Here is a 26,324-nt window from a genome sequence, read left to right as displayed (position 1 = left end):
TCGCGTGTCCATGTCTTTCACCGAGCGCCAGCAAGGCGCCATCACGCTAGCCAGCGGCGGACTGCTGATGGGCACTCTCGGCGTATTCGTCGAAGAGGCGCGGCTCGACGCGCTCTCGATGGTGTTTTTTCGCTGCCTGTTTGGCTTCTTTGCGCTGGCCGCGTATTGCGCGTGGAAAGGCTTCTTCGCGCGCCGCCATTTCACGCGGCGTACCGTCGCGCTGGCGGTGCTGTCGGGCGTGCTGATGGTCACGCAATGGGTCGGCTTCTTCGACGCGATCCATCGCACGAGTATCGCGGTCGCGACCGTCGTGTTTCACGTGCAGCCGTTCTGGGTCGTGCTGATCGGTGCGGCGCTGTTTCATGAGCGGCTCGGCATTGACCGGCTCGGGTGGATCTCGACGGCGTTCGTCGGGCTGGTGCTTGCGTCGGGTGTCGCGGCGAGCGGCAACCTGCTGGGCCATTCGAGTTATCTGATCGGGATCGCCGAAGCGCTCGCCGGGTCCGTGCTCTATGCCGCCGTGACGCTGATCGCGAAGAGCCTCGGCGATCTGCGCCCGCATCTACTGACGCTCGCGCAATGCCTCGTCGGTGTGGTCTGCCTGCCGTTCATCGCACCGCTTGGCGCGGTACATATCGAGCCGCAGCAGTGGTTCTGGCTCGTCGGCATGGGTGTGCTGCATACGGGGCTGTCGTATGTGCTGATCTATGGGGCGTTGCCCAAGCTGACCACGCCCGTGATCGCCGTTCTGCTGTTCGTCTACCCGCTGACGGCGATCGCCGTCGATGCGATCGTCTATGGTCGCGCGCTGTCGGTGCCGCAACTTGCGGGCATGGCGCTAATCGTTGTTTCGAGCCTTGGGGTCAATCTTGGCTGGCCGCTCGTGAGTGTCGTGCGGCATGGCTGGCGGGTGCGACGGCCGGCGGAGTAACGGCCCCCGCACACTACTGTTGCACCACCCAGCACCCTCTCGCTCCACCTCGCCCTGCCAGAACCAGCTAGCCGCCGCCCGACAAGGACCGGCGGCCTTTCTACATTTACGATCCGAAATCGCCTTGACACGTGACCAAACGGTCACCTATTATCTGCTCCATGGACGACGTATTCAGAGCCCTTTCCGACTCGACCCGCCGCAGCCTGCTCGATGAGCTGTTCAAGCAGGACGGGCAGACGCTGAGCGCGCTCGAAGCGCGCTTGCCGATGACGCGCTTCGGCGTCATGAAGCACCTGAAAGTGCTCGAAGAAGCGGGGCTTGTCGTGAGCCGGAAAAAAGGACGCGAGAAGCTGCACTTTCTGAATGCGGTCCCCATCCGGCTCATCCATGACCGCTGGGTAAGCAAGTACGCGCAGCCGTGGGTGACGGCGCTGAGCGACCTGAAAGACGAACTGGAGAAGACAATGGAAAAGGTTTACGAGATCTATATCAAGACGACCCCCGAGCGTCTGTGGGAAGCGATTACCCGCACCGATCTGCGCGCCAAATACACGTTCGGCCTGCAGACCTTATCGGACTACACGCCAGGTTCACGCCACGAGGCGCGGCCGCCTGCGCCCGCAGGCGCCAGCCGCACGGACATGCCGATCATTGCGGAAGGCGAGAATCTCGAAGTCGATCCGCCGCGCCGCCTCGTGCAGAGTTTCCGTGCGCTGTGGAGCGATGACGCGAAGGCCGAAGGCACATCGCGCGTGACCTGGCAGATCGAGCCGGTCGGCGATTCATGCCGGCTCACCGTCACGCACGACCAGATGCGCGAAGGCGCATGCGAAGAACTCTATGGCGGCTGGCCGATGGTGCTGTCCGGTCTCAAGACGCTGCTGGAAACCGGGCAGCTTCTAACTACGCCAGGTTCTCTGGCGTATATGCCGGACGGTCCGCAAAGCTGCACCTGACACACCTGACGCACCGGCCGATACGGGGATGACGATGTCATCCCCGTACGTCCGCTCGTCGTCCCAGTAGCCCTGCATGACCGGGTAACCCTTCCTGCGCAGTTCGCCGGTTGCACCGACCGGCACGATGTCACCGGCCAAATCCACGAGCTTGACCTCCAGACGAGTCGGACTCCGTCCGACCGTCATTGCACGCTTGTCCAAAGCACATCTGCGTCGGAGAGGGTCAGCGCTTGCGCAACGAATCCTCCGTTATTGACGATATTTCGAAGCGTCAGCGTAGCGCCTCTGGAGCGCCCGGTCGTGCCGCCTGTGAACTGAATGTTGGCCAGGTTTCATCACTATTCGTGTTTCACGACAGATGAATTCGCGTTGCGCTTCTTTATCCATGATGCCGATGCCCTCAGCATGCATCCATGTCCCGAAACGCAGAATTGCGCGGTACCTGTATCGCGCGAACCACAGGAATGTCTCACTGATGCATCAAAACTCCCCCAGTGCTTCCGCGGCAGTGCCGCGCTCCGCACGCGAAAAAATGCTTGTGCTGATCGCAGTGATTCTGGCCTGCATCAGCTTGCCTTTGAGTCTTTCGGCGGGTCCCGCTGCTCAAACCTTCATCAGCCGCGATCTTGCGGGAGGGACCGTTGCCCTTTCCTGGATCACCAATGCCTTCATGCTGGCTTGCGGCAGCACCCTGATGGTGGCGGGTGCACTTGCCGATCACTATGGCCGCAAGAAGATCTTCTTTATCGGCATGCTGGTCATGACGCTTGTTTCACTTGCCATGCCGTTTGCGCCAAGCGTTTTGTGGCTTGATTTCCTGCGCGTGCCGCATGGTCTTGCGGCCGCCTGCGCCTATGCGGGCGGCGTCTCGATGCTGGCCCAGGAGTTTGAAGGTCCCGCGCGCGTCAGGATTTTTAGTCTTATCGGCATTGCGTTTGGCGCGGGCCTTGCCTTTGGCCCAACGCTGGCCGGCGGTCTGATCGCTTTGGCGAACTGGCACGCGGTGTTTCTCGGCAGTGCAGTGATCAGTTCAATTGCTCTGCTGTTGTGCATTTTCTACATGAAGGACAGCAAGAATCCCGCAACGCATGGCCTCGACTGGCTAGGCGCCGGCACCTTCACGCTCATGCTCACGCTCTTCACCTTTGCCGTGATTGAAGCCCCTGTGCATGGCTGGACGAGTTCGCTGGTTCTGGGTCTCTTTCTGTCGAGCGGCGTGGCGCTTGTCGTGTTTGTTGCGATCGAGTTGAAAGTCCCGAATCCCATGCTCGATCTGAGCCTGTTCCGCTATCCGCGCTTTGTGGGCGCGCAGCTTTTGCCGCTCGCGACCGCGTACTCCTATATCGCGCTACTCGTTATCCTGCCGCTGCGTTTTATCGGAATTGAAGGGCTCAGTCCCCTGGAGGCCGGGATACTGATGCTTTATTTTTCTGCACCACTTCTATTCATTCCGTTTCTTTCGGCGATGCTCGCCCGATTTTTTCCGGTGGGCATACTCTCGGGTATCGGCATGCTGATATCCGTCGCGGGACTTTTGCTGTTCACACAGGTGCCACTCGGAAATCATGGCATCCTGATGCGCGTCGATCTGCTTCTCATTGGTTTAGGTGCCGCCATTCCGTGGGGTTTGATGGACAACCTGGCCGTCAGTGTCGTGCCCAGCGAAAAAGCCGGGATGGCTATCGGTATCTTTGGCGCTTTGCGCGTCTCGATCGATAGTACGTCTATGGCCATTGTGGGTTCATTGCTGGCGTTTTTCGCCCGGCAAACATTGACCGACTTCAAGCCCGATCAGAACCCGGACATTCTGACGTCAGGCGCTGCGCAACTTGCCGCTGGCACGTTGGCGAAGGCCGGATCGATCCTTTCGAGCTTTGATCATGCACAACTGCTCCAGGCTTATGAACTGGCGTTCCAGAAACTTCTTTGGGTCGCGATTATCCTGACCTTGATTGCTGCTGTTCTGGTCTTTGGGTTGCTTGGGCGGGTTCGTTCCGATCACGGTGAGATTGCACGCGACAAGGACGACGAAGCAAATCATGCCGTTCCTGCACCGCTAACGGAAGAAGTGCCGATGGCGGTGGAGTAGCGTTCGCGATAGGTCTGGCGCAAATAGTGGTATCGGGCCGATTAGCGTATCGGGCCCGATACCCATTCACTGATACCCATTCACTTACTGCGGCAGGACTTCGCCCTTCGTCTCCGGCGCAAACGGAATGATGAACAGCCCGATGACAAACGCGATGGCGGTCAACGCAACCGGCACACCGAGCGTATGCATCTGCAGCACGGCAGCGCCGAGCAGGAAGTTCACGCCGGCTCCAACGAAGCGGCCAAACGACGTGCAAAACGCAAACGCCGTCGCACGTACGCGGGTTTCGAACTGCTCGGGCAACCACAGGCTGAACAGCGCGAAATTGCCGCCAAAAAATCCCAGTACAAACAGCCACGCGATAAACGGCGCGAGCCCGTTCGGCAGATAGAACGCCCAACCGAACGCGCCGGCAATCGACACCGCCATCCCCGTGAAATAGATAGCGAGTGTCTTCTTGCGACCGATCCGCTCCGCGAGCGGCGGCAGCGCGAGGCAACCGAGAATCGTTGCAATCGACAGCAAACCGGTTGCCAGCGATGCCGTCTTGATCGCATCGCCCTTTGCCATACCGGCGCGCGTCGCGAGCTGGATCACCGCCGACGGTTCATACACCGCCCCGGCCCACAAACCGATGATGGCGATGGTCAGCAGCGCGCAGGCCACCCACGTGCGACGTCGATAAGCGGGTCCGAGAATTTCGCGCAATGGCTTCTTCGGCGCACTGCCGGCTTCGGCCTTCTGCCATTTCTCCGATTCCTTCACGCGCAGCAGCACCAGAATCGCAATGACGACCGGCACTGCGCCAGTCAGGAACATCGCGCGCCAGCCGAAGTGCACGCCGACCGTGTAGTTGAGCGCGGCAGCCAGAAAGAACCCGGCGTAGTAACCGGTCTGCAGATAACCCGCCCCCATCTTGCGACGATCCTCCGGCCAGGACTCCGCGACGTAGGTACCGGCCAGCGCCCACTCACCACCGATCCCGACACCCGCAATAAACCGGTAAATCCCCAGCTCCCACACGTTGTGCGAAGTCGCGGCAAGCCCCGTGAAGATCGCAAACGTAAAGATGGTCCCAGCGAGCACCTTGGTCCGCCCGAAGCGATCGGCAAGCGGCCCCCAGATAAACGACAGCCCCCAGCCGACCAGAAACAGCGCAAACAGAATCGATCCGGCAAGACCGACGTTGCCCGGTGTCGCCGCGTAGCCCGAGCGCGGCAACAGCTCGGTCAGCGCGGGCGTGAGAACCAGCGCATAGATGAACGAGTCCATCCCGTCGAGCGTCCAGCCTGCCCACGCGCCCCAGAAACCGACGATCTGCGACCGGTTGAGCGGTGTGCGTTGCCGCGCGATACGTGCGCGGTCTGTTGTTGAATTCATCATCTCCTCCGGCCATACAGTTGGATTACGTTATGCGTTGTCGCGGTGTGTCTGATTTGCCTCTTGGAAAACCGCATTTTTATATATAATATTTGATCTTATGAGCAACGCAACAGATGGTTTTCCCCTGGCCGACGACTCCGCGTCTTTGCCCCCCATGCCCGCCGTACCTCGGTCCAGCACGGCGCGGATGATCGCGGACGCGGTGCGGGCAGCGATCGTCGATGGGACGTTTGCGCCGGGCGCACCGCTACGGCAGGACGCGCTTGCGCGGCACTTCTCGGTCAGCGCGATTCCCGTGCGCGAGGCGTTGCGGCAGCTCGAAAGCGAAGGCTGGGCCAAGGTGGAGGTCAATAAAGGGGCGACTGTCGCCCTGCTCTCCGCAGAGGAAGCCCGTGAGATCTATGAGATCCGCTCGGCGCTCGAAAGCCTCGCCATCGGCCTCGCCATTCCACTGCATGACGCCTGCTCGCTGCGCACCGCCGAATCGCTGTGTAAAGCCGCCGCGCGCGAGCTGGACCCGTCGCGCTATGTCGCGCGCAACCAGGCGTTCCACTTGAGCCTGTATGCACCCGTCGTCCGTCCGCAGCTGGCCGAGATGATCGAGACGCTGCACCGCCGCGGCGAACGTTATCTGCGGCTGAAGTTCGGCTTGCCGTTGCACAAAGGCGAGTCGGATGCAGAACACGTTGCGATCCTCGATGCCGTGCGCCGGCGCGACGTCGCCACGGCGCAATCGCTGGTGGCCGCGCATCTGCTGGGCACCGGCGATCTGCTGTACCGCTTTATCACCGAGCGTGCGCAGGCCGACGCCGCGCAAGCCGAGCCGCGGCGCGCCCGACGCGTCCGCGCTTCTCATTCCGGGAGTTGAATCCGCCGATGAACCAGCACACCGAAGCGCCCCCTCCCACTACCGCAGATGCAGCGCCCGCCGCCCGCTCCTGGACCACGCGCCGTGACGAAAAAGCGCGCCGCCTCGCGGCCATCGCTCCGTGGCTCGAAGATGGCGTGCTGCCGTCCGCGCGCATCGTCGATGCACTCGAAACGCTGATCCGCCCAGGCGACCGTGTCGCACTCGAAGGCGATAACCAGAAGCAGGCCGACTTCCTGTCGCGCTCGCTGGCGCAGGTCGATCCACAGAAAATTCACGATGTGCATCTGCTGATTTCAAGCATCAGCCGACCCGAACATCTGACGCTGTTCGAGCGCGGCATCGCGCACAAGGTCGATTTTTCGTTTGCAGGACCGCAGAGCCTGCGCGTCGCGCAACTGCTCGAAGACGGTCAGCTCGAGATCGGCGCGATCTACACCTACGTCGAACTGTATGCGCGGATGTTCGTCGACCTGACGCCGCACGTCGCGCTGCTGTGCGCCGAAAAGGCCGACCGTCACGGCAATCTGTACACCGGCCCCAACACCGAAGACACCCCGACCATCGCCGAAGCTGCCGCGTTCCGTCACGGCATCGTGATCGTGCAGGTCAACGAGATCGTCGATACGCTGCCGCGCGTCGATATTCCGGGTTCGTGGGTCGACGTCGTCGTGCAGGCGGATCGTCCATTCGCCGTCGAACCGCTCTTCACACGCGATCCGCGCCATATCGGCGACCTGCAGGTGCTCACCGCGATGATGGTGATTCGCGGCATCTACGAGCCGTACGGCATCACGTCGCTGAATCACGGCATCGGCTTCGACACCGCTGCAATCGAACTGCTGTTGCCCACGTACGGCGAGGCGCTCGGCCTGAAAGGCAAGATCTGCCGCAACTGGACGCTCAATCCGCATCCGACGCTGATTCCCGCGATCGAATCGGGCTGGGTCGACAGCGTGCATTGTTTTGGCAGCGAAGTCGGCATGGAGAAGTACATCGAAGCGCGGCCGGACGTGTTCTTCACGGGCCGCGACGGCAGCCTGCGTTCGAACCGCGTGCTGTGCCAGCTGGCCGGCCAGTACGGCGTCGATCTGTTCATCGGTTCGACGCTGCAGATCGATGCCGATGCGAATTCGTCGACGGTCACGCGAGGGCGGCTGGCGGGTTTCGGCGGTGCGCCGAACATGGGTCACGATCCGCGCGGCCGGCGTCATTCGAGCACCGCATGGCTCAAGCTGCTGAAGGACGAAGGACCGGTATCGCGTGGGCACAAGCTGGTCGTGCAGATGGCCGAGACGTACAAGAAAGGCGGCGAGCCGACCTTTGTCGACGAGCTCGATGCTATTGCGGTCGGTGCGAAGAACGGCATGCCGATTGCACCCGTGATGATCTATGGCGACGACGTGAGCCATGTCGTCACCGAAGAAGGCATCGCGCATCTACATAAGGCCGAAGGCATCGATGAGCGGCGCGCTGCGCTCGCTGCGGTGGCCGGTGTCACGCCGATCGGTCTGCGCGCACAACCCGCAAAAACCGCCGAACTGCGTCGACGCGGCATCGTCGCGTATCCGGAGGATCTCGGCATCCGGCGCGGCGAAGCGAAGCGCTCGCTGCTCGCGGCGCGCAGCATCGACGATCTGGTGACGTGGTCCGGTGGTCTTTATGAACCGCCTGCACGTTTTCGTAGCTGGTGATGCGATGACGGTCTCTGTTCTCGCGTCTTTGCGTGCGACTGCGCCTGCGCTTGCGCTTGTGTCGACCACTGCTTGTATCTCCCCCTCATCGGTGAGCGCAGGTGAGCGGCACATGCGTCGTGATGTCCGCGCAGTCGTTGCACGATCTGATTCTGATACCCCGCTCGCACGGCTCGCCGTCACAGCGCTGATCGACGAAGCACAGTTGACGCCGAAGCCCGCGCTCGTCGATCGGCGCGGCAGCGGTGCGCATCGCGATCTCGATCTCGCCGCGATGCTGCGCTCCGCGCACGCGCTCGAACCGACGTTCGCGGCTCTCGCACGCGCGGCTCGCGGGCGTACACCGTCAGCGGCATTACGCAGTGAACTCGCGCAGATCGGCCGTGCCGGCGAACACGCGATGCTGCTCGCCACCGGTGGTAGCAACGCGCATCGCGGGGCGATCTGGATCGTTGGGCTGCTGGTTGCGGGTGCGGCTATTCATTCGTCCGACAAGGGCCTTGAACGCGCAGATGCATCGAGTTCGTCCGCTGTGCGTATCTGCTCGCTCGCCGCGCAGATCGCCTGCTTTCCCGATCGCTTCGCCGTTGCCATCGATAGTAACGGTGAACGCGTGCGTCAGCGGTATCGCGTCGGTGGCGCGCGGCGCGAAGCGCAGGACGGTTTTCCGCACGTCATCGACGTTGGCTTGCCAGCACTCGTCGCTGCCCGGCGTCGTGGAATCGGCGAAGATGCCGCGCGCCTCGACACGCTGCTCGCGATCATGGCGTCGCTCGACGACACCTGCCTGCTCCATCGCGCCGGCCTGCCCGGTCTGAATGCGGGGCGTACGGGCGCGGCGCGTGTGCTTGCGCTCGGCGGCAGTTCGACTTCAGAGGGCCGCACCGCACTCGCTGCACTCGAGCACACGCTGCTGTCGCTCAACGCCTCGCCTGGCGGCGCCGCCGATCTGCTCGCCGCCACCCTTTTCATCGACAGCCTGATGCGTCAGGACATCGACAGGAGTACCACCGCATGGAACATCTGACATTCGACTATCCGGCGCAACGCGCCGTCACCGCGCGCGCACATGTGGGCGTGGTCGGCTCCGGCGATCTCGAAGTGCTGCTCTCGCCGGCGACTTCGATGAGCGCGAGCGTGATCGTGCGGACCAGTGTCGATGGCTACAGCCATATCTGGAAGAGCGTGCTCGACCGATTCTTCACGCGCTACGACGGCGCGGCGCAGATCGAGATCAACGATTTCGGCGCGACACCTGGCGTGGTTGCGCTGCGGCTCGCGGAAGCCGCCGAAGCTGCTGAAGGTACCCACGCGGCCGATCCGGAGCAACGCCCATGAGCACCGCTACCTCCCTTCGCGCACCGCTGCTGCGCGAAAGCTTCATCGAACTGTCGGCACGCGAGCGCGCACGCGCGTTGCTCGATTCCGGCAGCTTCCGCGAGTTGCTGGGCCCGTTCGACCGGCTCGAATCACCGTGGCTGCCGATGCAGGGCGTGGTCTGCCAGGCCGACGACGGCGTCGTGATTGCACGCGGCACGATCGACGGTGCGCCCGCGGTGATCGCCGCGATCGAGCCCGCGTTTCAGGGCGGCAGCATCGGCGAGGTGTCGGGCAGCAAGATCGCGGGCGCGCTCGAACTTGCGTTGCGTGACTGCGAACGCGGCCATCTCATACGGCCGGTCGTGCTGTTCGAAACCGGCGGCGTGCGATTGCAGGAAGCCAATCTCGGGCTCGCGGTGATCGCCGAAATCCAGGCAGCGATCGTTGCGCTGCGCCGGTATGTGCCGGTGGTCGGTGTGATCGCGGGAATGGTCGGCTGCTTCGGCGGCATGTCGCTTGCGGCTGCGTTGTGCTCGCAACTGATCGTGACGAAGCAGGGACGGCTCGGCATGAACGGCCCTGAAGTGATCGAACAGGAAGCCGGTATCGACGAACTCGATGCGAGCGACAAGCGACGGATCTGGCAGTTGATCGGTGGCGAACAACGCGTTGCGACCGGGCTTGCGGATGTTCTGGTCGACGACGATCTCGATGCCATACGCGCGGCCGTGCGCGAAGCTAGCGCGCCTCGTGCGGATGGTGCGCAACCTGTGCCGCGTAGCGCCCAGGTCGATGAATATCTCGCGCGGCTTACGCGCGTCGATCCCGCGACGATCGCGCCGGACACGATGCGCGTGGTGTTCAACGCGGATCGTAAGGAGGCACTGTGAACGACTCGAACCCGACAACCCGCGGCGCACGCTGGTTCCACGCACTCGCCGGTACACCCGCGAGCAGCGCGCCCGTCTGGTACCAGGATGCGCCGCTCGGCGCTAACAACGCACGCTTTATCGCGGTCGTTCCCGATCCCGACAACCGCTTTCCGCGTGCCGTCGATAACGTGGTCGGCCTCATGCAAGGCTGGCAACTCGCACGCGCGGTGCGCGATGCGATCGCTGACGATGCACAGCGCGCAACGAAGCGGCCGATCGTCGCCATCGTCGATGTCAAGAGCCAGGCCTACGGTTATCGCGAGGAAATGCTCGGCGTGCATCTCGCGTGCGCGGCCGCTGTCGACGCCTATGCGACCGCACGCGATGCAGGTCACCCGGTGATCGCGCTGATCGTCGGCCCGGCGATGTCCGGTGCGTTCCTCGCGCACGGCTATCAGGCGAACCGGATCGTCGCACTCGACGCGCCCGGCACGATGGTTCACGCGATGGGTCGCGAAGCCGCCGCGCGCGTCACGCGCCGCACTGTCGAAGAACTCGACAAGCTCGGCGAAACGATCGTGCCGATGTCGTATTCGATGGCGTCGTTTGCGAAGCTCGGACTGCTCGACGAACTGATCGGCGGTATCGATGCAGACGCGCCCGACGCCGTGCAGATCGAACGCGTGCGGCAGGTGCTGATCGATTCGGTTGAAAGCGCGCGCACAGGTACGCGCGATCTGTCTCATCGTCTGCAGTCGGCTAATGCGAAGAAGACGCGCGCCGCGTCGATCGACGTTAGACGGCGGCTTGCCGAACAGTGGGATGCCGTGTGATGTGTGCCTGTGCCGCAGCGCGGTGCGCCGTCGATTCTTCCGTGCCCGTGCATCGAATGGACTCGCAGCCGCACGACCTGCTGCGCTTGCGAGACATCCAGCGTGCCGACGACGAACCGGAATGGGTACACGACGCATGGATGCGTGCGCCGTTCGCTGTCGTGCGGCGCGCGCTTCCGCTTGCGGCGGAAAGTTTAGTACCTGTTGGACTACGTGGCATCACACGTGCACAGCGCTACGGCACGTGGGCAAAAACATCCGACATCGAACAGTGCATCGCCCCTGAAGATCTCTGCGACGTTGAACTCTTCACGCTGCCAGCGAGCCGCCACACGCTGCCCGCCTTTGTCGCGCTCACTGCACTGCGAAGCGATGCACGCTATCTGCACACCTTCGTATGGGGCCCCACGGGCAGCGCCGGCTTCGAACTCGCAACACACGCACTCACCGTCACACCGACGAGCGATCTCGATCTGCTGATCCGCGTACCCGAGCCGCTGTCGCACGCCAATGCCCTGCTTCTACTGGGCGAACTTCAACGCGCTGCGCAACATAGCGGTACGCGCGTCGACGCACAACTCGAAACACCTTCAGGCGGCATCGCACTCGCGGAATATGCAGCCGGCAAACCACGCGTGCTCGCACGCAGCGCACACGGCCCGCATTTGATCGACAACCCGTGGAGCGCCGCTTACGGCGTCGCGTGATGCTCGCGTATCTGTTCCCCGGCCAGGGTGCGCAAAGCGAGGGGTTTCTGCATCGCCTGCCGCAACGCGCCTGCGTCGATGCAACGTTGGGCGAAGCGTCACAGGTCCTGGGTCTCGACGTGCTGACGCTCGACACACACGATGCGTTGCGTTCGACGGTCGCGGTGCAGATCGCGCTCGTCGTAGCAGGCGTGGCTACCGTGCGTGCACTCGCTAGCGAGCAATTGCAGGCGGACTTCAACGCAGGGCTATCGGTTGGTGCCTACGCAGCGGCGGTCAGTTGTGGCGCCCTCGCCTTCGACGACGCACTGCGAATGGTTCGCCGACGCGCGCAGTTGATGGAAGCCGCGTACCCGTCGGGCTATGGGCTTGCCGCCGTGTCGGGACTCAACGAAGCGCAGATCGAACAACTGGCCCTCATGCACGAACGCGATGGCAATTCGCGCGTGTATATCGGCAACGTGAATGCGCCGCGCCAGATCGTGATGGCTGGCGCCGATACCGCACTCGATGCGTTCATCGAACGCGCACTGGCAAACGGTGCGCGCAAGGCGACACGTCTCGCAGTCGGCGTGCCGTCGCATTGCGAACTGCTTGCGCCCGCCGCCGACGAATTGCTCGCCTATGCCGCAACCGTTCCCTTCCATGCGCCGCACAGCGCGTACATTGGCAATCGCGGTGGCCGTCCGCTCTACACCGCCGACGCGATCCGCGAAGATCTCGCCGTCAACATGCGCTATACGGTGCGCTGGTTCGACGCGCTGACTGCCATGCATGAAATGGGCGCCCGGGTGTTTGTCGAAGCGCCGCCCGGACAGGTGTTAACCGATATCGCTCGTGAGCACTTTCCGGAAACATCGGCGCTCGCGGCAAGCGCGACCGGCTTCGATGCGCTTGCGACGACGATCCGCCGACGGCTCGACACCGCCGCGTAGCACGATCGTTATGCGCATAAACTAATTAAACTTCTTACATTTTTTATAAATCTAACTAGCGTGACGGCGAATTGCGCGGAGTGACCCAGCGAAACGTTAAATTGATCCGCTCGCCCTGCACGTCGGGTTCTTTCGGTACCCGGTGCCGCCATTCCGCCTGCGTCCTGCCGCGCATCACCAGCAGGCTCCCGCCCTTCAACTGAAACGACTGAACGACACCTGTTCCGTTGTGACGCAGATCGAAGCGGCGCGCCACCCCGAGGCTCACGGAGGCAATCACCGGTTGCGCGCCGAGTTCCGGCTCGGAGTCCGCGTGCCACCCCATGCTGTCGCTGCCCTGGCGATAACGGTTCAAAAGCACGCTATTGAAGCGCGCTCCGCTTGCCGCCTCGGCAGTCGATTTCAGTTCGGCGACCGCCGGCGTCCAGCGATCGGGCACATTGCGAATACCCGAGTACGTGTAGACGGCATCCGGTTCGCCTTGCCATGCGGTGAGGCGCGGCAACGGCACGCGGCCTGCGGGCGTGCCCATCGTGTCCTGCTTCCACGCCACTTCGCTGGCCACGCGCGCGAGGAATTGCGCGGCGGCATCGGCCGCGAGCCAGTCGGGAAACCAGGCCACATCGGGGGTAGGTAGATCGTCGAACAGATCGAGCGTTGGCATGAGGCAATCATCGTCGGCACGCGCGCATCCGTGCGGCACAAACGGTCAGCAGAGGAAAACACACGCGACATTATCGCGCCGGAAGGTTCGCGTTACGACGCGCGAACTTGCGCTTTGATTGCGGTCCACTAGCGAGCCTCTCAGTTGATCCGCCGCACTACGGAGAACACGATCCTGCCGATCAACGCACCGACAAGGCAGATACCCTGCTGGAACGTGTCAGCGCCGCCCGCCGAAAGCGCCGCAAACACCGCCAGAAGCCCGTCCACAGGGCCTTCAGCGGCCGCCGGCAAGTGCCGGTAGAATGGACCGCCGGCCAGCCCCTGCTGCGCCGGAGCACTGCTGCCCCTCTTGTCTGCTGCCTCCCCTATGCGCCGCTTTTCGCAGTTCTTCATCCGCTTGATCCTCATCGGCATCCTGTTCCACGTCTATGTCGGTTTTCGCCTGATTCCGGATCTTCCGGTCGGCAGCACCTGGCACTGGCTCGCCGCGTTCTATCTCGTGCTGTCGTGCCTGCTGATTCCGCTCGGCATGCTCGCGCGCAGCATTACCGTGACGCGACCCAAGCTCGGCGACCGGCTTGCATGGCTCGGTCTGATGCCGATGGGCTTCTTTTCGTCGCTGCTGGTGCTGACCTTCGTGCGCGATCTGCTGCTCGCCTCGTTGCTGACCATCGACGCAATCTGGCCGCACACGATCGCGCTTGCACACTGGCGCACGAACAGCGCGGCCGCGGTTCCGCTGCTCGCGCTGCTGTCTACTGCAGTCGGATTTTTCAACGCGCGCCGACGCGCCCGCGTCGTCACGATCGACGTACCGATCGACGATCTACCGAACGCACTCGACGGCTTCACGATCGTGCAGATCAGCGACATCCATGTCGGCCCGACGATCAAAGGCCGCTATGTCGATGCGATCGTCGATGCGGTGAACCGTCTGAAGCCCGATCTGATTGCGGTGACGGGCGATGTCGTCGATGGCAGTGTCGAGCAGTTGACCGAACACACACGTCCGTTGTCACGCCTCACCGCGCGACACGGCGCGTATCTGGTCACCGGCAATCACGAGTACTACGCGGGTGCCGATGCATGGATCGCCGAGTTTCAGCGCCTTGGCCTGCGCGTGCTGATGAACGAGCACGAAGTCATCGACCATAACGATGCGCAGCTCGTGATCGCGGGCGTGACCGATTATTCGGCCGGACATTTCGATCCTGCGCATCGCAGCGATCCAGCGGGCGCATTGTTGGGCGCACCGGCCGACGTCCGCATCAAGGTGCTGCTCGCGCATCAGCCGCGCACTGCGGACGCCGCCGCCGACGCCGGTTTCACACTGCAACTGTCCGGTCACACACACGGCGGCCAGTTCTTCCCGTGGAATTTCTTCGTGCGCTTCCAGCAGCCGTTCACCGCAGGGCTCGCGCGACTGAACGGACTGTGGGTCTACACGAGCCGCGGCACCGGCTACTGGGGACCGCCCAAGCGTCTGGGCGCACCCTCGGAGATCACACGCCTGCGGCTAATCCCGGCTGTGCCTGGATGATGCGCACGCACCCGCCCTGCATCATCACTGCTTCCATGCCGAACCAAGAATGATCGAGCAGAAGTTGCCGCGGTGATAGTGCGGGTCCTTCAGTGCAAGCACATCCGCCTTCACGTTGCCGAAGGTCGTCCCGGGCTTGTGTATCGTCCCTTGAGCGAAGGCATCGATGATGCCTTCCTTGAAGCCGTCACCACGCGGATGGGCGTGCGTCACCTGATCGCGCTGCTCCTGCGTGAAGTCGTGATACGCGAGACCGAGCACGTCCATCTCGACACCCGCAGTGACCAGCGCGACGACCGGCTTCTTGTGCTTCGGAATACCCGGCGTCGTGTGCAGCGCAATCGCGTCCCACACCTGCTCGATGTCCGTTTCGGCGATACCGTGTCGCAGCAGGAAATCGCGTGCGGCATTCGCGCCGTCCACCTCGAAGCGTTCGTCCTTGCTGCTATACGGTTCGACGAGTCCCATGTCGTGGAACATCGCACCGATATAGAGAAGCTCCGGGTCGTACTTCAGTGCCTTGCGTTCGCCGGTCAATGCACCGAACAGAAACACCCGCCGCGAATGATGAAACAGCAGATCGGTTTCCGTGTCGCGCACGAGATCGGTCGCTTCGCGCGCCATGATGCTGTCCGGAATCTTGATGCCTGCAATGGTCGTTGCCATGTGAATGTCCTCGATGGGGAAAAGATCGCGCATCGTGCGATAGCCGCGCAACGCGCATTCGATCAGCCGATATAACTCGGCGAAATGGGATCGCTGGCCGGAAACGTCTCGGCGAGCGCTTCGTCGAGTAACGCTTCCTGGCGCGCGTGCGCGGCGTTTGCGCGATCGGCATCGGCGAACGATGCGGCGAGTACCAACCGCCGTGCGCGATGTGCCCGACGCCCAGCTGCAAGCGCGCTGCGCGTTCCTGTCCTGAGATGCTTTTTCATGGTGTTCATCCGTGAAGGGGCGATGGACCCAGTATTGGCAATCGGGCGCCTGCGGACAACGCCGGCGAACCGTGCAACACTGCCAACCGCACGGCAAACACTGCCGGGGCCGCTCTTTTTGCCTACCCCGCCCTCTGACGAGACCCTCGAATGCGCAGCGTAGCGATCGCGATCTTTCCCGGCGTACAGGCGCTCGACGTCGCCGGTCCGCTCGATGTTTTCAGCGAAGCCAACGGCTTTCTGCCTGCCGGCGAGCATTACGCCGTTACGGTCGTCGGTCCTGAACGAGGCGTGCTGCGTGCATCGAACGGTCTTGCCATCGTGGCCGACAGCACCTTCGACGAAACGCCGCAGCGTTTCGACCTCGTGCTCGTCGCGGGCGGACCGGCGTTACCGGTCGCGCCGCCCGATGCGCGTCTGATCGCGTGGATCGTGCAGGCGGCTGCGCGCAGCGCGCTCTACGGCTCGGTCTGCACCGGTGCGTTCGCGCTCGGACATGCGGGGTTGCTCGACGGGCGTCGCGTCACGACGCACTGGCAGCATGCGCGGCAGCTCGCCGATCAGTTTCCGCACGCACAGGTCGACTTCGACCGGATCTATCTGCGCGATGAGCGGCTGGTGACGTCGGCGGGTGTAACAGCCGGGATCGATCTTTCGCTGGCGCTGGTCGCCGAAGATCATGGCCCGCGGCTCGCGCTCGCGGTGGCAAAACGGCTCGTGGTATTCGCCCAGCGGCAAGGCGGCCAGTCCCAGTTCAGCCCGTACCTGACCGCCCCCACCGACGACGCCTCGCCAGTCGCAAAGATCCAGCGCCACGTGATGGAGCACATTCGCGAGCGCTTTACGGTCCGGCAGCTCGCCGATGTTGCAGGCATGAGCGCGCGCAACTTCGCACGTGTCTTTGTCGAGGAAACCGGTGTCACGCCGCACGAATTCGTAGAGCGCGCGCGTATGGACGCCGCGCGCAAGCTGCTGGAAAGCAGCGACGGCGTGTTGAAAGCAGTGGCCTACGACTGCGGCTTCGGCACTGCGGACCGCATGCGTGCGGTCTTCATGAAGCGCATCGGCGCGACGCCGATGCAATACCGCGAACGGTTCCGCAGCCTCGCCGGGTAGCGCGGCATGGGTCGTTCGCCGGGTCGCGGTTACTGATACCATCGTTCGCCGGTACAGCGACTACACCCGGTCCGCAACACTCTGCTGAAACAACACGCGAGCAACCGACCCTTCGCCCACACGGCGATCCTGTCGCGTGCCTGATCAATGTCAGACATGGAATCCACGGCGAAAAAGGGCAAACGATTCGTCCAGCGCATCTATCGCTTGCGCACGGCGGGGCTCGCGCTCGGCTTTATTTCCATCGCCCCGGTCTTCCTGCAACTGCATCACGGTCCGTTGCTATGGGCGTTGCTGCTGTTGTACGGCTTCGTCTGGCCGCATCTCGCACGCTACGCCGCGCTGGCCGGCGCCGTGCCGTATCGCAGCGAACAGCGCAATCTGATGGTCGATGCCGTGTTCGGCGGATTCTGGCTTGTCGCGATCCGCTTCAACGTACTGCCCGGCGTGCTGATGCTCAGCATGTTGAGCATGAACAACATCGCGTCCGGCGGATTACGGCTCTTTCTGCGCGGCGTCGCCGCCAATCTGGCGGGTGCGGCAATCGGCATCGCGACGCTCGGTTTCGTCCTCGAACCGCAATCGCAGATGAGCATCGTCGTGGCCTGCCTGCCGGTTCTCGTGCTGTATCCGCTTGCGCTCGGCTGGTCGGTCTACCGGATGTCGCGCAAGCTCGCCACGCAGACCCGAGCGCTCGAGCATCTGAGCCGCACCGACGGGCTCACGGGCCTGCTCAACCGACGCTACTGGGAGGAGCGGCTGGCCGCGGAATTCGAGCGCTGCAACGTCCAGCGCCTCACGTCGTGCCTGCTGCTGATCGATCTCGATCACTTCAAGCAGATCAACGACTCGCGCGGCCATCTCGCGGGCGATACAGTGCTGCAGTCGTTCGCGGACATGCTGCGCGACGCGTTCAGGCACAGCGATAGCATCGGGCGCTACGGCGGTGAGGAGTTTGGCGTCGTACTGCCCGGCGCGGCGCTGACCGAGGCGCGTGCAATCGCGACGCGGTTGCTCTACGCGGTCCGCGAGAAAACCCGGCACGAGCACACCGTATCGCCGTTCACGATCAGTATCGGCATCGCGCCCTGCCCACCGGACGGCGCCGACTATCACGCGTGGCTGCTCGATGCGGACCGCAGCCTCTATCGCGCGAAGATGCTCGGCCGCGATCAGATCGCGGTGTCGGGAGAAATGGAGCCTTCGCCTGAGACGCCGACCGACTCCACCGATGTTCATTCGAACATCAAAAAGGGTTGACCTCGCTCGTTTGCGAACATACGATGCGCGTTAAGCTCATTGAGATCAGTCGTCTGACAAATAATCGCGCCAAAACACCCGATTCAGCCTGCTTTTGATGGCTGAATGGGGTTGAGTCATGTGATGACCTATCAAACGAGCCGCCGCAGCGAAGAGAACGCGCGATACAACGGAGACGAATTTGAAGACCGTCAGAGGCCTGCGCTGGTGGATCATCGTGCTGATATGCATCGGCACGATCATGAATTACCTCGCGCGCAATTCGCTCGGCGTCCTCGCACCTGAACTGAAACACGCGCTGAATTTCAGTACGCAGCAGTACTCCTACATCGTCGGCGCGTTCCAGGTCGGCTACACGATCATGCAGCCGGTGTGCGGCATCGTCGTCGATCTGATCGGGCTGCGGCTCGGCTTCGCACTGTTCGCGGCACTCTGGTCAGCCACCGGCGTCCTGCACGGCTTCGCGACCGGCTGGATGTCGCTCGGGGCGATGCGCGGCATGCTCGGGCTGTTCGAGGCCGCGGCGATTCCGTCGGGCATGAAGGCGGTCGCCGAATGGTTTCCAGACCGCGAAAAGTCCGTTGCGGTTGGGTATTTCAATGCTGGTACGTCGCTCGGCGCGTTGCTCGCTCCACCGCTCGTCGTGTTCCTGTCGTTGCGTTACGGGTGGCAGTCGGCGTTTATCGTGACCGGCGCGTTCGGCTTCGTCTGGGCCGCGCTCTGGTACGCGGTCTACCGGTCGCCGGCTGACCACCCACGTCTCGGCACCGATGAACGCACGCTAATTCAGCAGGGCCAGACGCATTCTCCGCCAGCAAGCAAACGACCGGTGCGCGACATCCTCGGTTCACGACGCTTCTGGGCCATTGCGCTGCCGCGCTTCTTCGCCGAACCCGCCTGGCAGACATTCAGCTTCTGGATCCCGCTGTATCTCGTGACCGAGCGTCACATGGATCTCAAGCAGATCGCGCTGTTCGCGTGGTTGCCGTTTCTCGCGGCCGACCTGGGCGGGATTCTCGGCGGTTATCTGTCGCCATTCCTGATGCGCTACTGCCGTATTCCGCTTATCTGGTCGCGCGTGGCCGGTGTGATACTCGGCGCGTTCATGATGATCGGGCCGGCCTGCATCGGGCTTGTCGCGTCACCGTACTCGGCCATTGCGCTCTTCTGCGTAGGCGGCTTCGCGCACCAGATGATCTCCGCACTCGTCAACACGCTCAGCGCCGATGTCTTCGATCCCGACGAAGTCGCCACCGCAAGTGGCTTTGCCGGTATGGCGGCGTGGATCGGTGGGCTGGGGTTTTCGCTGGTCGTCGGGGCGCTTGCCGACACCGTGGGGTATGGGCCGCTGTTCGCCTGTCTCGGCGCCTTCGATCTGATCGGCGCCGCGCTGCTGGTGTTGCTGATCCGCGGCCAGACGAAGCAGGAACGTGCACACGCCGCTTCATGATGCCGATGATGCGCGCCCGCCTCCTCGCTACACAAGATTCGTTCAAGGAACCCGTCTCATGACGTCGCTGCTCCACCCTCCCGTATTCGCCCTGACCCACACTGACGGTAACGCGCTGCATTTCACAAGCGCGGTAGGCGCGAGCATCGAAGTCTTCGTACTCGAGGACGACATCGTCCGCGTACGCGTCTTGCCTGACGGCGATGCACACGGTCCACGTACATGGGCGATTGCACCCGGGCTCGACGATGTCCCCGTGGAAGGCCGCGACCGGCTCGATCTGTCGGGATTCGCACTGCCCGCTTTCGGCGTCGTTGCCGGTAACGACCGTGTGCAGATCGAAACCACGCAGATCCGTCTCACCGTGACGCTGAACGGCGGCCACTGCGCATGGGAACTGCATGACGGCAGCGAATGGCGACGTGTGCTGCAGGATCGCGCGACCCAGGCCTATAACTTCGGCTGGTGGGACAAGCGCGTCTATCACTACCTGCGACGCGAGCCCGGCGAGATGTATGTGGGACTCGGCGAGCGTGCCGGCTCGCTCGATCGCGCGGGCGGCCAGTACCGGATGGTCAACGTCGATGCGATGGGCTACAGCGCTCGCACCACCGATCCGCTCTACAAGCACATCCCGTTCTATCTGACGTGGCAGCGCGAAACAGCGCTCGGCTTCGGTCTCTTCTACGACACCCTCGCCGACTGCGCATTCGACATGGGTCGCGAACTCGATAACTATCACGGCCACTATCGACACTTCATCGCCGAACATGGCGATCTCGACTACTACTTCATTGCATCGCCGGCCACACCGCTTGCAGCTGTGCGCCGCTTCACCTGGCTCACCGGGCGACCCGCGCTGATGCCGAAGTGGGGGCTAGGCTATTCCGGCTCGACGATGAGCTATACCGACGCACCCGATGCGCAGCACCAGATGGGCGAATTCCTCGAGCGCTGTCGCGAACACGATGTGCTGTGCGACTCGTTTCATCTGTCGTCGGGCTACACGTCGATCGGCGCGAAGCGCTATGTGTTCAACTGGAACCACGACAAGTTTCCGGACATCGACGGCTTCGTGCAGGGCTATCTCGCACACGGCGTGCGACTTTGCGCGAACATCAAGCCGTGTCTGCTGCGCGATCATCCCGAGTTCGAGCAGGCATCGCGCGATGGTCTGCTGATCCGCGCACGCGACGGCGCACCGGCCTGGGTGCAGTTCTGGGACGAGGTCGGTGCATACCTCGACTTCACGAATCCGGACACGCTTGCGTGGTGGCAGGCGCACGTCACGGATGCGCTGCTGCATCACGGCATCGCAGCGACCTGGAACGACAACAACGAATTCGAAATCTGGACCGACGATGCGATCGCACAGGGCTTCGGCAAGCCGTACCCGGCACGCGAAGCGAAGGTCCTGCAAACGATGCTGATGATGCGTGCATCACGCGATGCACAGCGCACGCATGCGCCGGACCAACGACCGTTTCTCGTGTCGCGCTCCGGCGGCGTCGGCATGCATCGTTATGTGCAGACGTGGTCGGGCGACAACTACACGTCGTGGGAAACGCTGCGCTACAACCTCAAGATGGGACTGGGTCTCGCGATGTCGGGTGTGTCGAACACGGGCCACGATATAGGCGGATTTTCGGGTCCGGCACCGGACGCGGAACTGTTCGTGCGATGGATACAGTTCGGCATCTTCATGCCGCGCTTCAGCATTCATTCGTGGAACGACGACGGCACGGTCAACGAACCGTGGATGCATCGCGAAGCGACAACGCACGTATCGGCGCTGATCAAACTGCGCTACCGGTTGATTCCGTATCTCTATCACCTGCTGTGGGAATCGACGCAGCGCTACGAACCGGTACTGCGTCCGATGTTCGCTGAATTCCCGCACGATCCTCGATGCTACGAGGACGGCGACGACATGATGCTCGGTAGCGCGTTACTCGTAGCGCCGGTGGTTGAATCCGGGCAGACGCATCGTCAGGTGTGGCTGCCCGACGGGGTGCACTGGGTGTCGTACTGGAGCGGTGAAACTTTTGCTGGAGGGCAAACCGTAAGCTTCCCTGCGCCTTGGGACCAGCCCGTCATGCTGATGCGTGAAGGAACGGCCATCCCGTTGAACATCGCAACGCAGCATTTTGCCCAGCCCGCTGAACAGCGTGCGTTTGTCGTTGCACCGTGCGTGGGTAGCGGTGTTGTCGAAGGTGTGTGTGTCGAAGACGACGGTATATCCGAAGCCTGGCGCGCCGGCGAACATGGAAGCGTGAAGCTGCGCGTCGCATGCGATGCCGCGACGCTTTCGGTATCGGTCGAATGGGCGGGACATGGGCGCCCGCCATTCGCTTCGATCGATCTCCTGATCCCGGCGGCGGACACGCGTCGTGTGGTCGCTTTGAATGGCACGATCACAACGGCAGCGCACGAGGCCGGATGGACGCGCTTCACCCTCGATCTCGTTACCCATGCAGGTTGAATGCATCGGCTTCGACCGGTACCGCGGAATGGCACACCATCGCCTCACAGCGGTTGACTTCGCGCGAACGCCCCGCCAAAATCCGGCCATCCGTCGAACTGGAACCTGTACCTTGGACAGTAGCAGTAGCCGAATCCCGACTTTCCCGCTCGCCTGACCGGCAAGACCCCGCGCCCGATTTCCTCCTGCCGCCGTCTTGCCATCCGGGCAAGCGGTGCGCGTCATACCGTTTCCACGCACGTTGCGTGTTGCCGCCATGCATTGCATGTTGCGCACGTTGCCGCCCGCGCGTGAGAACATCGCTTCGCGATCATCCGTATTCTCTTTGCGCGTGATCGCGGAGCGTCGCGAATGGTCATGGATTGCCGCGCGTGACCGCGCATCGACATCGCACGCCCGTTTCGCGCGCCTGTCATGCGTATCGATCAACCTGTGCGTCTGCACGTTTTGTCTTTTATCTCATGACGCTTGAATTTCTTCTACGGCTTCTCGTCGCGTTCTCCTGCGGTGTCGCGATCGGCATCGAACGGCAGATGCGCCAGCGCACGGCCGGGCTGCGCACGATCACGCTGGTTGCGAGCGGTGCGTGCCTGTTCGTCACGCTCGGCGTACTGACCGGCAACGGTACCGCCGGCGTCACGCAGATCGCCGCGTATGTCGTCTCGGGGGTCGGTTTTCTCGGAGGCGGCGTGATCATGCGCGAGAAGGGTTCCGTCCAGGGCATCAATACGGCGGCCACGTTGTGGTGCTCTGCAGCAGTCGGTGTGCTGAGCGGTAGCGGCCATTTTGGTCCCGCGCTTGCCGGCACCTGCGTCGTACTGCTGACGAACACCGTGCTGCGCGAAGTCAGCCAGCTGATCAACGCGACGCCCGTTTCAAACGCCGACCTGATCCGGGCGTACGTGTTGAGTGTAGTGTGCCGCGACGACGACGAAATCCATATCCGCACGGCCCTGTCGAACGCAATGTCGTCGACGCCCCTGTCGTTCCAGAGCCTGACGAGCGAGGATGTCGCCGATCAACCGGGACGCATTCTCGTCACGGCGACACTGAAACTGCATCCGAAAGACCAACCGAAGCTCGAGTGGATGGCCAGCCGGATCAGCATGGAAAAGAGTGTGTCGAGCGTCAGCTGGATCGCTCAGGAAGCAGAGCCAACCCCCGAATGACGTCGTAATGCTGCATCGCCAGATGCTCTCTGGATCGGGTCTTCAGGCGGCTTGCGATACTCCACAGCGCCTCACGCCAGGTTGCAATACGCTACCGGCTGGTTCAGATATTGTTAATTCCATATCCTGAAGGATGGACGGCGCCCTCGCCATCGACTAAGCTCCGTTCGGTGAACCCCTTCACGTTCAACCATGGAGTCTCGATTATGGAACACGGCATCATTGCATGGCTCATCATCGGTGCGATCGCTGGCTGGCTAGCAGGTGTGCTGGTTAAAGGCGGCGGCTTCGGATTGATCGTCGACATCATCGTCGGCATCGTCGGTGCGTTCATCGGCGGGTGGCTGGCCGGCGTGCTGGGTATTACGCTCGGCGGTGGCTGGATCGGTTCGATCATCACTGCGGTAATCGGCGCAGTCATTCTGCTGTTCATCATCCGGCTCTTCCGACGAGGAGCGTAGCGTTTCCGGCGTCAGGTAGCAGCCGCTGCCTGACGCCTCTGCGATCGACATCGTTTCGGTTTGCCTTGATCGTTTGATCGTTTTGTTGATCGCTTCATCACGCACCGCCCTGCTACTCAGGTAGCAATCTGTAGCATCGGGCCGGTTCGATCGAACTGCGTGCGCCGCGTTGTGCCGCACGTTGTGCAAGCTGTTCTCTTCTTCCCTTTTGCGCGTCCCCATTCGTTCAATACGCGGTCTGCGTATGGCGATGTGCTGCTCGTCCATTGCTGAATGCAACGCACATGCCGCGAACTCATTTGCTTATTCGATATCGAGCTTTGAGCCGCGGCCGAAGCGGCTACAGTTCATGATGTTGCTGTCCTGTCTGACTCTGCTGTCGAGATATGGAGGAACATTATGGGTATCTGGAAGCCGGACCCGAGCTTCTATCCATCGCCGCGCCTCGCTGCGCAGGCGCCGCCGGAAAAGTTCGCCTACGTCGCCGCGTTCGATCCCGAGCGCAAGCAACCTGACGGCATAGCAGTCGTCGATGTCGACTCGACCTCATCGCGTTACGCCACGATCGTGAGCAACCTCGCGATGCCGAACGTCGGAGACGAACTGCATCACTTTGGATGGAACGCGTGCTCTTCGTGTCTCTGTCCGAATGCGCCTCATCCGCATACCGAACGGCGCTATCTGGTTGTGCCTGGGCTCCGTTCGTCGCGCATCTATATCGTCGATACGAAACCCGATCCGCTGAAGCCTTCGATCGCCAAGATCATCGAGCCCGAAACGATCGCGAAGCGGACCGGCTACACGCGACCGCATACCGTGCACTGCGGTCCGGGCGGCATCTACGTGACTGCGCTCGGTAGCGCGGAGGGCGGTGCGCCTGGCGGTATTTTTCTGCTCGATCCGGATAGCTTCGAGCCACTCGGGCGCTGGGAAGTCGATCGCGGCTCACAGCAGCTCGCCTACGACGGCTGGTGGCATCTCGGCTACGACACGCTCGTCACAAGTGAATGGGGAACGCCCGATACGTTCGAGAACGGTCTGGTTCCCGAGATACTGCTCGGTGGAAAGTATGGGCATCGGCTGCATTTCTGGGACCTTACCCGGCGTAAGCACCTTCAGGAGATCGACTTCGGGCCGGAGTACCAACTGGTATTCGAACTGCGGCCTGCACACGATCCAACCAAGGCCTACGGCTTCGTCAATTGCGTGATCAGCCTGAAGGATCTCTCGTCGTCGATCTGGGTGTGGTACCGCGATGGAAACGCATGGGGCGTGCGCAAGATCATCGATATTCCCGCCGAGCCGGCCGCCGCTGAACTCCTGCCACCGATGCTGAAGTCGTTTGGCGCAGTGCCGCCACTGGTGTCGGACATCGATCTGTCGATGGACGATCGCTTTCTATATGTGTCCTGCTGGGGGACCGGCGATCTGCTGCAGTACGACGTCTCCGATCCGTTTGCGCCGAAGCTGGTGGGGAAGGTGCGGATCGGCGGCATCGTGTCGCGTGCGTCGCATCCTGGCGCGTCGAACGGTGCGCTCAATGGCGGTCCGCAGATGGTTGAAGTGAGTCGCGACGGCAAGCGCGTCTACTTCACGAACTCACTATACGGTGCGGTCGACTCGCAGTTCTATCCCGATGGTATCGATGGCTGGATGGTGAAGCTCGACGTCGCCGCGAACGGAGGCATTGGGTTCGATCCGAAGTTCTTTCTCGAGTGGCCGGCCGGTCATCGTCCGCACCAGATACGGCTCGAAGGCGGTGACTGTTCGTCGGACTCGTACTGCTATCCATGACACTCTGGAGCCCAACGCCACACTCCGCCTGGATGTGGGCCGCGATCGTCGGGCTCGGTGTGTTCCACGGCATCAACCCTGCGATGGGCTGGCTGTTCGCCGTAGCGTTGGGTCTCTATCGAAAGAGCCGGCGGGTGGTGCTGCTGGCGCTGGTGCCGATTGCGTTTGGACATGCGCTTGCGGCAGGTCTGTTGCTGGCTGCCGGACTTTCGCTAAGCGCTGCGATCGGTCATACGACGCTCAACCGGGTGTGTGGCGCGTTGTTGATCGGCTGGGCCATCTGGCATTGGGTGCGAGGGCACAAGATGCGTTCACGCGTCGGCATGCAAACAGGGTTTGCCGGACTCGCTGCCTGGTCTTTTGCAATGTCCGGCTCGCACGGTGCAGGGCTGATGCTGATTCCGGTATTGATGCCGACTTGCAATGCGTTGACGGCTGTAGGCACGGGTACGCCGTCTATTGCGCTGCTCGCTTTCGCCGCGCTCCTGCTGCACAGCGCAGCCATGCTCGCAACGATTGGAGCGATATCGCTAGCGGTATTCGACTGGTGGGGATTGGGCGGTCTCAGAACGAAGTGGGTGAACTTCGATTTGCTCTGGACGGGTACGCTTGCGCTGTGTGGGGTATTTCAGCTGAACGCGTAACGGAGACGCGTCTGGCCGCACGGTAAAACCCGTGCGCTGTAAACGGCAAGACCCCGCTGGTTAAGGGCGGGGTCTTGTCTTGCAGCATGAGGAGCCTGACGATTACCTACTTTCACACGGGCAATCCGCACTATCATCGGCGTGGAGTCGTTTCACGGTCCTGTTCGGGATGGGAAGGGGTGGTACCGACACGCTATGGTCATCAGGCAT

The 26,324-nt window shown here is 62.6% G+C and carries 26 protein-coding genes, 1 rRNA gene and 1 pseudogene; 20 read left to right on the top strand and 8 right to left on the bottom strand.

The genetic code is table 11. The features are described from left to right. Window positions 1-10: 10 nt before the first annotated feature. Window positions 11-931 (top strand): DMT family transporter, encoded by a 921-nt coding sequence (locus BWP39_RS19190; RefSeq protein ID WP_096723061.1) that lies wholly within the window; start codon window positions 11-13, stop codon window positions 929-931. Between the two features lie 161 nt (window positions 932-1,092). Beyond that, the gene (locus tag BWP39_RS32550; RefSeq protein WP_096723059.1) at window positions 1,093-1,890 is read left to right on the top strand and encodes an ArsR/SmtB family transcription factor; all 798 of its coding nucleotides are present in this window, start codon (window positions 1,093-1,095) and stop codon (window positions 1,888-1,890) included. Window positions 1,891-1,920: 30 nt separating this feature from the next. On the opposite strand, the pseudogene BWP39_RS32635 reads toward BWP39_RS32550, so the two are convergent. After that, window positions 1,921-2,094: pseudogene (locus tag BWP39_RS32635) on the bottom strand (AMP-binding protein); the annotation flags it as partial. Then, a complete protein-coding gene (locus tag BWP39_RS32545) occupies window positions 2,076-2,168 on the bottom strand; it encodes a hypothetical protein (protein WP_328590129.1) in 93 nt (30 codons plus the stop codon). The gene BWP39_RS32545 and the pseudogene BWP39_RS32635, both read right to left, overlap by 19 nt. Before the next feature lie 200 nt (window positions 2,169-2,368). On the opposite strand from BWP39_RS32545, the gene BWP39_RS19175 reads away from it, so the two are divergent. Then, window positions 2,369-3,982: an MFS transporter gene (locus tag BWP39_RS19175; RefSeq protein WP_096723055.1), complete on the top strand. Its 1,614-nt coding sequence runs from the start codon at window positions 2,369-2,371 to the stop codon at window positions 3,980-3,982. An 84-nt stretch (window positions 3,983-4,066) separates the two neighbouring features. On the opposite strand, the gene BWP39_RS19170 is transcribed toward BWP39_RS19175, so the two are convergent. Continuing rightward, window positions 4,067-5,365: an MFS transporter gene (locus BWP39_RS19170; RefSeq protein WP_235851460.1), complete on the bottom strand. Its 1,299-nt coding sequence runs from the start codon at window positions 5,363-5,365 to the stop codon at window positions 4,067-4,069. A 100-nt stretch (window positions 5,366-5,465) separates the two neighbouring features. Between BWP39_RS19170 and BWP39_RS19165 the strand changes: the two genes are divergently transcribed. The 8 genes from BWP39_RS19165 to mdcH all read left to right on the top strand — a co-directional run bounded on the left by BWP39_RS19165 (window position 5,466) and on the right by mdcH (window position 12,597). Then, window positions 5,466-6,236, top strand: coding sequence for a GntR family transcriptional regulator (locus BWP39_RS19165; protein WP_096723050.1), 771 nt, complete (start codon window positions 5,466-5,468; stop codon window positions 6,234-6,236). Window positions 6,237-6,244: 8 nt separating this feature from the next. Further along, window positions 6,245-7,930, top strand: coding sequence for a malonate decarboxylase subunit alpha (mdcA, locus tag BWP39_RS19160; protein ID WP_096723048.1), 1,686 nt, complete (start codon window positions 6,245-6,247; stop codon window positions 7,928-7,930). A 112-nt stretch (window positions 7,931-8,042) separates the two neighbouring features. Beyond that, window positions 8,043-8,957 carry a triphosphoribosyl-dephospho-CoA synthase gene (locus BWP39_RS19155; RefSeq protein ID WP_096723045.1) on the top strand — a complete coding sequence of 305 codons (915 nt, stop codon included), beginning with the start codon at window positions 8,043-8,045 and terminating at the stop codon, window positions 8,955-8,957. Then, complete coding sequence (locus tag BWP39_RS19150) at window positions 8,945-9,268, top strand: malonate decarboxylase subunit delta (RefSeq protein WP_096723043.1); 324 nt, start codon at window positions 8,945-8,947, stop codon at window positions 9,266-9,268. Before BWP39_RS19155 ends, BWP39_RS19150 begins: the two co-directional genes overlap by 13 nt. Beyond that, window positions 9,265-10,140 (top strand): biotin-independent malonate decarboxylase subunit beta, encoded by an 876-nt coding sequence (locus tag BWP39_RS19145; RefSeq protein ID WP_096723041.1) that lies wholly within the window; start codon window positions 9,265-9,267, stop codon window positions 10,138-10,140. Before BWP39_RS19150 ends, BWP39_RS19145 begins: the two co-directional genes overlap by 4 nt. Beyond that, window positions 10,137-10,955, top strand: coding sequence for a biotin-independent malonate decarboxylase subunit gamma (mdcE, locus tag BWP39_RS19140; RefSeq protein ID WP_096723039.1), 819 nt, complete (start codon window positions 10,137-10,139; stop codon window positions 10,953-10,955). The genes BWP39_RS19145 and mdcE overlap by 4 nt, the downstream gene beginning before the upstream one ends. 56 nt (window positions 10,956-11,011) lie before the next feature. Then, entirely contained in the window at window positions 11,012-11,662 is a 651-nt protein-coding gene (locus BWP39_RS19135) for a malonate decarboxylase holo-ACP synthase (protein WP_207556966.1), read from the top strand. After that, a complete protein-coding gene (mdcH, locus tag BWP39_RS19130) occupies window positions 11,662-12,597 on the top strand; it encodes a malonate decarboxylase subunit epsilon (RefSeq protein ID WP_096723037.1) in 936 nt (311 codons plus the stop codon). Before BWP39_RS19135 ends, mdcH begins: the two co-directional genes overlap by 1 nt. A gap of 55 nt (window positions 12,598-12,652) precedes the next feature. Here mdcH and BWP39_RS19125 read toward each other — a convergent pair whose 3' ends face one another. After that, entirely contained in the window at window positions 12,653-13,261 is a 609-nt protein-coding gene (locus BWP39_RS19125; RefSeq protein ID WP_096723035.1) for an alpha-ketoglutarate-dependent dioxygenase AlkB family protein, read from the bottom strand. Window positions 13,262-13,401: 140 nt separating this feature from the next. Beyond that, window positions 13,402-13,656 carry a hypothetical protein gene (locus tag BWP39_RS31545; RefSeq protein ID WP_133116896.1) on the bottom strand — a complete coding sequence of 85 codons (255 nt, stop codon included), beginning with the start codon at window positions 13,654-13,656 and terminating at the stop codon, window positions 13,402-13,404. On the opposite strand from BWP39_RS31545, the gene BWP39_RS19120 reads away from it, so the two are divergent. Next, window positions 13,631-14,803 carry a metallophosphoesterase gene (locus BWP39_RS19120; protein ID WP_096723033.1) on the top strand — a complete coding sequence of 391 codons (1,173 nt, stop codon included), beginning with the start codon at window positions 13,631-13,633 and terminating at the stop codon, window positions 14,801-14,803. The two genes, BWP39_RS31545 and BWP39_RS19120, sit on opposite strands and share 26 nt — an antisense overlap. Window positions 14,804-14,827: 24 nt before the next feature. Here BWP39_RS19120 and BWP39_RS19115 read toward each other — a convergent pair whose 3' ends face one another. Both BWP39_RS19115 and BWP39_RS19110 read right to left on the bottom strand, forming a co-directional pair. Continuing rightward, window positions 14,828-15,469: an HD domain-containing protein gene (locus BWP39_RS19115; RefSeq protein ID WP_096726034.1), complete on the bottom strand. Its 642-nt coding sequence runs from the start codon at window positions 15,467-15,469 to the stop codon at window positions 14,828-14,830. 62 nt (window positions 15,470-15,531) lie between these two features. Then, window positions 15,532-15,738 carry a hypothetical protein gene (locus BWP39_RS19110; RefSeq protein WP_133116895.1) on the bottom strand — a complete coding sequence of 69 codons (207 nt, stop codon included), beginning with the start codon at window positions 15,736-15,738 and terminating at the stop codon, window positions 15,532-15,534. A gap of 150 nt (window positions 15,739-15,888) precedes the next feature. Between BWP39_RS19110 and BWP39_RS19105 the strand changes: the two genes are divergently transcribed. From BWP39_RS19105 to BWP39_RS19070, 8 genes are all read left to right on the top strand, one after another. Next, on the top strand, window positions 15,889-16,854 hold the full coding sequence (locus BWP39_RS19105; protein ID WP_096723029.1) for a GlxA family transcriptional regulator: 966 nt from the start codon (window positions 15,889-15,891) through the stop codon (window positions 16,852-16,854). 156 nt (window positions 16,855-17,010) lie between these two features. Continuing rightward, the gene (locus BWP39_RS19100; protein ID WP_096723027.1) at window positions 17,011-18,114 is read left to right on the top strand and encodes a diguanylate cyclase; all 1,104 of its coding nucleotides are present in this window, start codon (window positions 17,011-17,013) and stop codon (window positions 18,112-18,114) included. 181 nt (window positions 18,115-18,295) lie between these two features. Continuing rightward, on the top strand, window positions 18,296-19,564 hold the full coding sequence (locus BWP39_RS19095; RefSeq protein WP_096723025.1) for an MFS transporter: 1,269 nt from the start codon (window positions 18,296-18,298) through the stop codon (window positions 19,562-19,564). Window positions 19,565-19,622: 58 nt separating this feature from the next. After that, complete coding sequence (locus BWP39_RS19090) at window positions 19,623-22,046, top strand: glycoside hydrolase family 31 protein (protein WP_096723023.1); 2,424 nt, start codon at window positions 19,623-19,625, stop codon at window positions 22,044-22,046. Between the two features lie 461 nt (window positions 22,047-22,507). After that, a complete protein-coding gene (locus tag BWP39_RS19085) occupies window positions 22,508-23,215 on the top strand; it encodes an MgtC/SapB family protein (protein WP_096723021.1) in 708 nt (235 codons plus the stop codon). 206 nt (window positions 23,216-23,421) lie between these two features. Further along, window positions 23,422-23,676: a GlsB/YeaQ/YmgE family stress response membrane protein gene (locus BWP39_RS19080; RefSeq protein WP_091017649.1), complete on the top strand. Its 255-nt coding sequence runs from the start codon at window positions 23,422-23,424 to the stop codon at window positions 23,674-23,676. Between the two features lie 399 nt (window positions 23,677-24,075). Then, window positions 24,076-25,470: a selenium-binding protein SBP56-related protein gene (locus BWP39_RS19075; protein WP_096723019.1), complete on the top strand. Its 1,395-nt coding sequence runs from the start codon at window positions 24,076-24,078 to the stop codon at window positions 25,468-25,470. Then, window positions 25,467-26,114, top strand: a complete 648-nt coding sequence (locus tag BWP39_RS19070; RefSeq protein ID WP_096723017.1) for a hypothetical protein — start codon at window positions 25,467-25,469, stop codon at window positions 26,112-26,114. Before BWP39_RS19075 ends, BWP39_RS19070 begins: the two co-directional genes overlap by 4 nt. Before the next feature lie 93 nt (window positions 26,115-26,207). Here the strand turns inward: BWP39_RS19070 and rrf are convergent. Next, window positions 26,208-26,321 (bottom strand): 5S ribosomal RNA (rrf, locus tag BWP39_RS19065). Between the last annotated feature and the right edge of the window lie 3 nt (window positions 26,322-26,324).

This window comes from Paraburkholderia acidicola (genome assembly GCF_002362315.1).
GTDB classification, from domain to species: Bacteria; Pseudomonadota; Gammaproteobacteria; order Burkholderiales; family Burkholderiaceae; genus Paraburkholderia; species Paraburkholderia acidicola.
The sequence above is the reverse complement of the archived record's forward strand: the minus strand, read 5'-3'. Positions and strand labels throughout refer to the sequence as shown.

Excerpts from the sequence above, each read along its gene's own strand:
- BWP39_RS19190 (WP_096723061.1), top strand. The coding sequence starts at position 11 with ATGTCTTTCACCGAGCGCCAGCAAGGCGCCATCACGCTAGCCAGCGGC.
- BWP39_RS32550 (WP_096723059.1), top strand. The coding sequence starts at position 1,093 with ATGGACGACGTATTCAGAGCCCTTTCCGACTCGACCCGCCGCAGCCTG.
- BWP39_RS19175 (WP_096723055.1), top strand. The coding sequence starts at position 2,369 with ATGCATCAAAACTCCCCCAGTGCTTCCGCGGCAGTGCCGCGCTCCGCA.
- BWP39_RS19170 (WP_235851460.1), bottom strand. The coding sequence starts at position 5,365 with ATGAATTCAACAACAGACCGCGCACGTATCGCGCGGCAACGCACACCG.
- BWP39_RS19165 (WP_096723050.1), top strand. The coding sequence starts at position 5,466 with ATGAGCAACGCAACAGATGGTTTTCCCCTGGCCGACGACTCCGCGTCT.
- mdcA (WP_096723048.1), top strand. The coding sequence starts at position 6,245 with ATGAACCAGCACACCGAAGCGCCCCCTCCCACTACCGCAGATGCAGCG.
- BWP39_RS19155 (WP_096723045.1), top strand. The coding sequence starts at position 8,043 with ATGCGTCGTGATGTCCGCGCAGTCGTTGCACGATCTGATTCTGATACC.
- BWP39_RS19150 (WP_096723043.1), top strand. The coding sequence starts at position 8,945 with ATGGAACATCTGACATTCGACTATCCGGCGCAACGCGCCGTCACCGCG.
- BWP39_RS19145 (WP_096723041.1), top strand. The coding sequence starts at position 9,265 with ATGAGCACCGCTACCTCCCTTCGCGCACCGCTGCTGCGCGAAAGCTTC.
- BWP39_RS19135 (WP_207556966.1), top strand. The coding sequence starts at position 11,012 with ATGGACTCGCAGCCGCACGACCTGCTGCGCTTGCGAGACATCCAGCGT.
- mdcH (WP_096723037.1), top strand. The coding sequence starts at position 11,662 with ATGCTCGCGTATCTGTTCCCCGGCCAGGGTGCGCAAAGCGAGGGGTTT.
- BWP39_RS19125 (WP_096723035.1), bottom strand. The coding sequence starts at position 13,261 with ATGCCAACGCTCGATCTGTTCGACGATCTACCTACCCCCGATGTGGCC.
- BWP39_RS19120 (WP_096723033.1), top strand. The coding sequence starts at position 13,631 with ATGCGCCGCTTTTCGCAGTTCTTCATCCGCTTGATCCTCATCGGCATC.
- BWP39_RS31545 (WP_133116896.1), bottom strand. The coding sequence starts at position 13,656 with ATGAAGAACTGCGAAAAGCGGCGCATAGGGGAGGCAGCAGACAAGAGG.
- BWP39_RS19115 (WP_096726034.1), bottom strand. The coding sequence starts at position 15,469 with ATGGCAACGACCATTGCAGGCATCAAGATTCCGGACAGCATCATGGCG.
- BWP39_RS19110 (WP_133116895.1), bottom strand. The coding sequence starts at position 15,738 with ATGAAAAAGCATCTCAGGACAGGAACGCGCAGCGCGCTTGCAGCTGGG.
- BWP39_RS19105 (WP_096723029.1), top strand. The coding sequence starts at position 15,889 with ATGCGCAGCGTAGCGATCGCGATCTTTCCCGGCGTACAGGCGCTCGAC.
- BWP39_RS19100 (WP_096723027.1), top strand. The coding sequence starts at position 17,011 with ATGGAATCCACGGCGAAAAAGGGCAAACGATTCGTCCAGCGCATCTAT.
- BWP39_RS19090 (WP_096723023.1), top strand. The coding sequence starts at position 19,623 with ATGACGTCGCTGCTCCACCCTCCCGTATTCGCCCTGACCCACACTGAC.
- BWP39_RS19085 (WP_096723021.1), top strand. The coding sequence starts at position 22,508 with ATGACGCTTGAATTTCTTCTACGGCTTCTCGTCGCGTTCTCCTGCGGT.
- BWP39_RS19080 (WP_091017649.1), top strand. The coding sequence starts at position 23,422 with ATGGAACACGGCATCATTGCATGGCTCATCATCGGTGCGATCGCTGGC.
- BWP39_RS19075 (WP_096723019.1), top strand. The coding sequence starts at position 24,076 with ATGGGTATCTGGAAGCCGGACCCGAGCTTCTATCCATCGCCGCGCCTC.
- BWP39_RS19070 (WP_096723017.1), top strand. The coding sequence starts at position 25,467 with ATGACACTCTGGAGCCCAACGCCACACTCCGCCTGGATGTGGGCCGCG.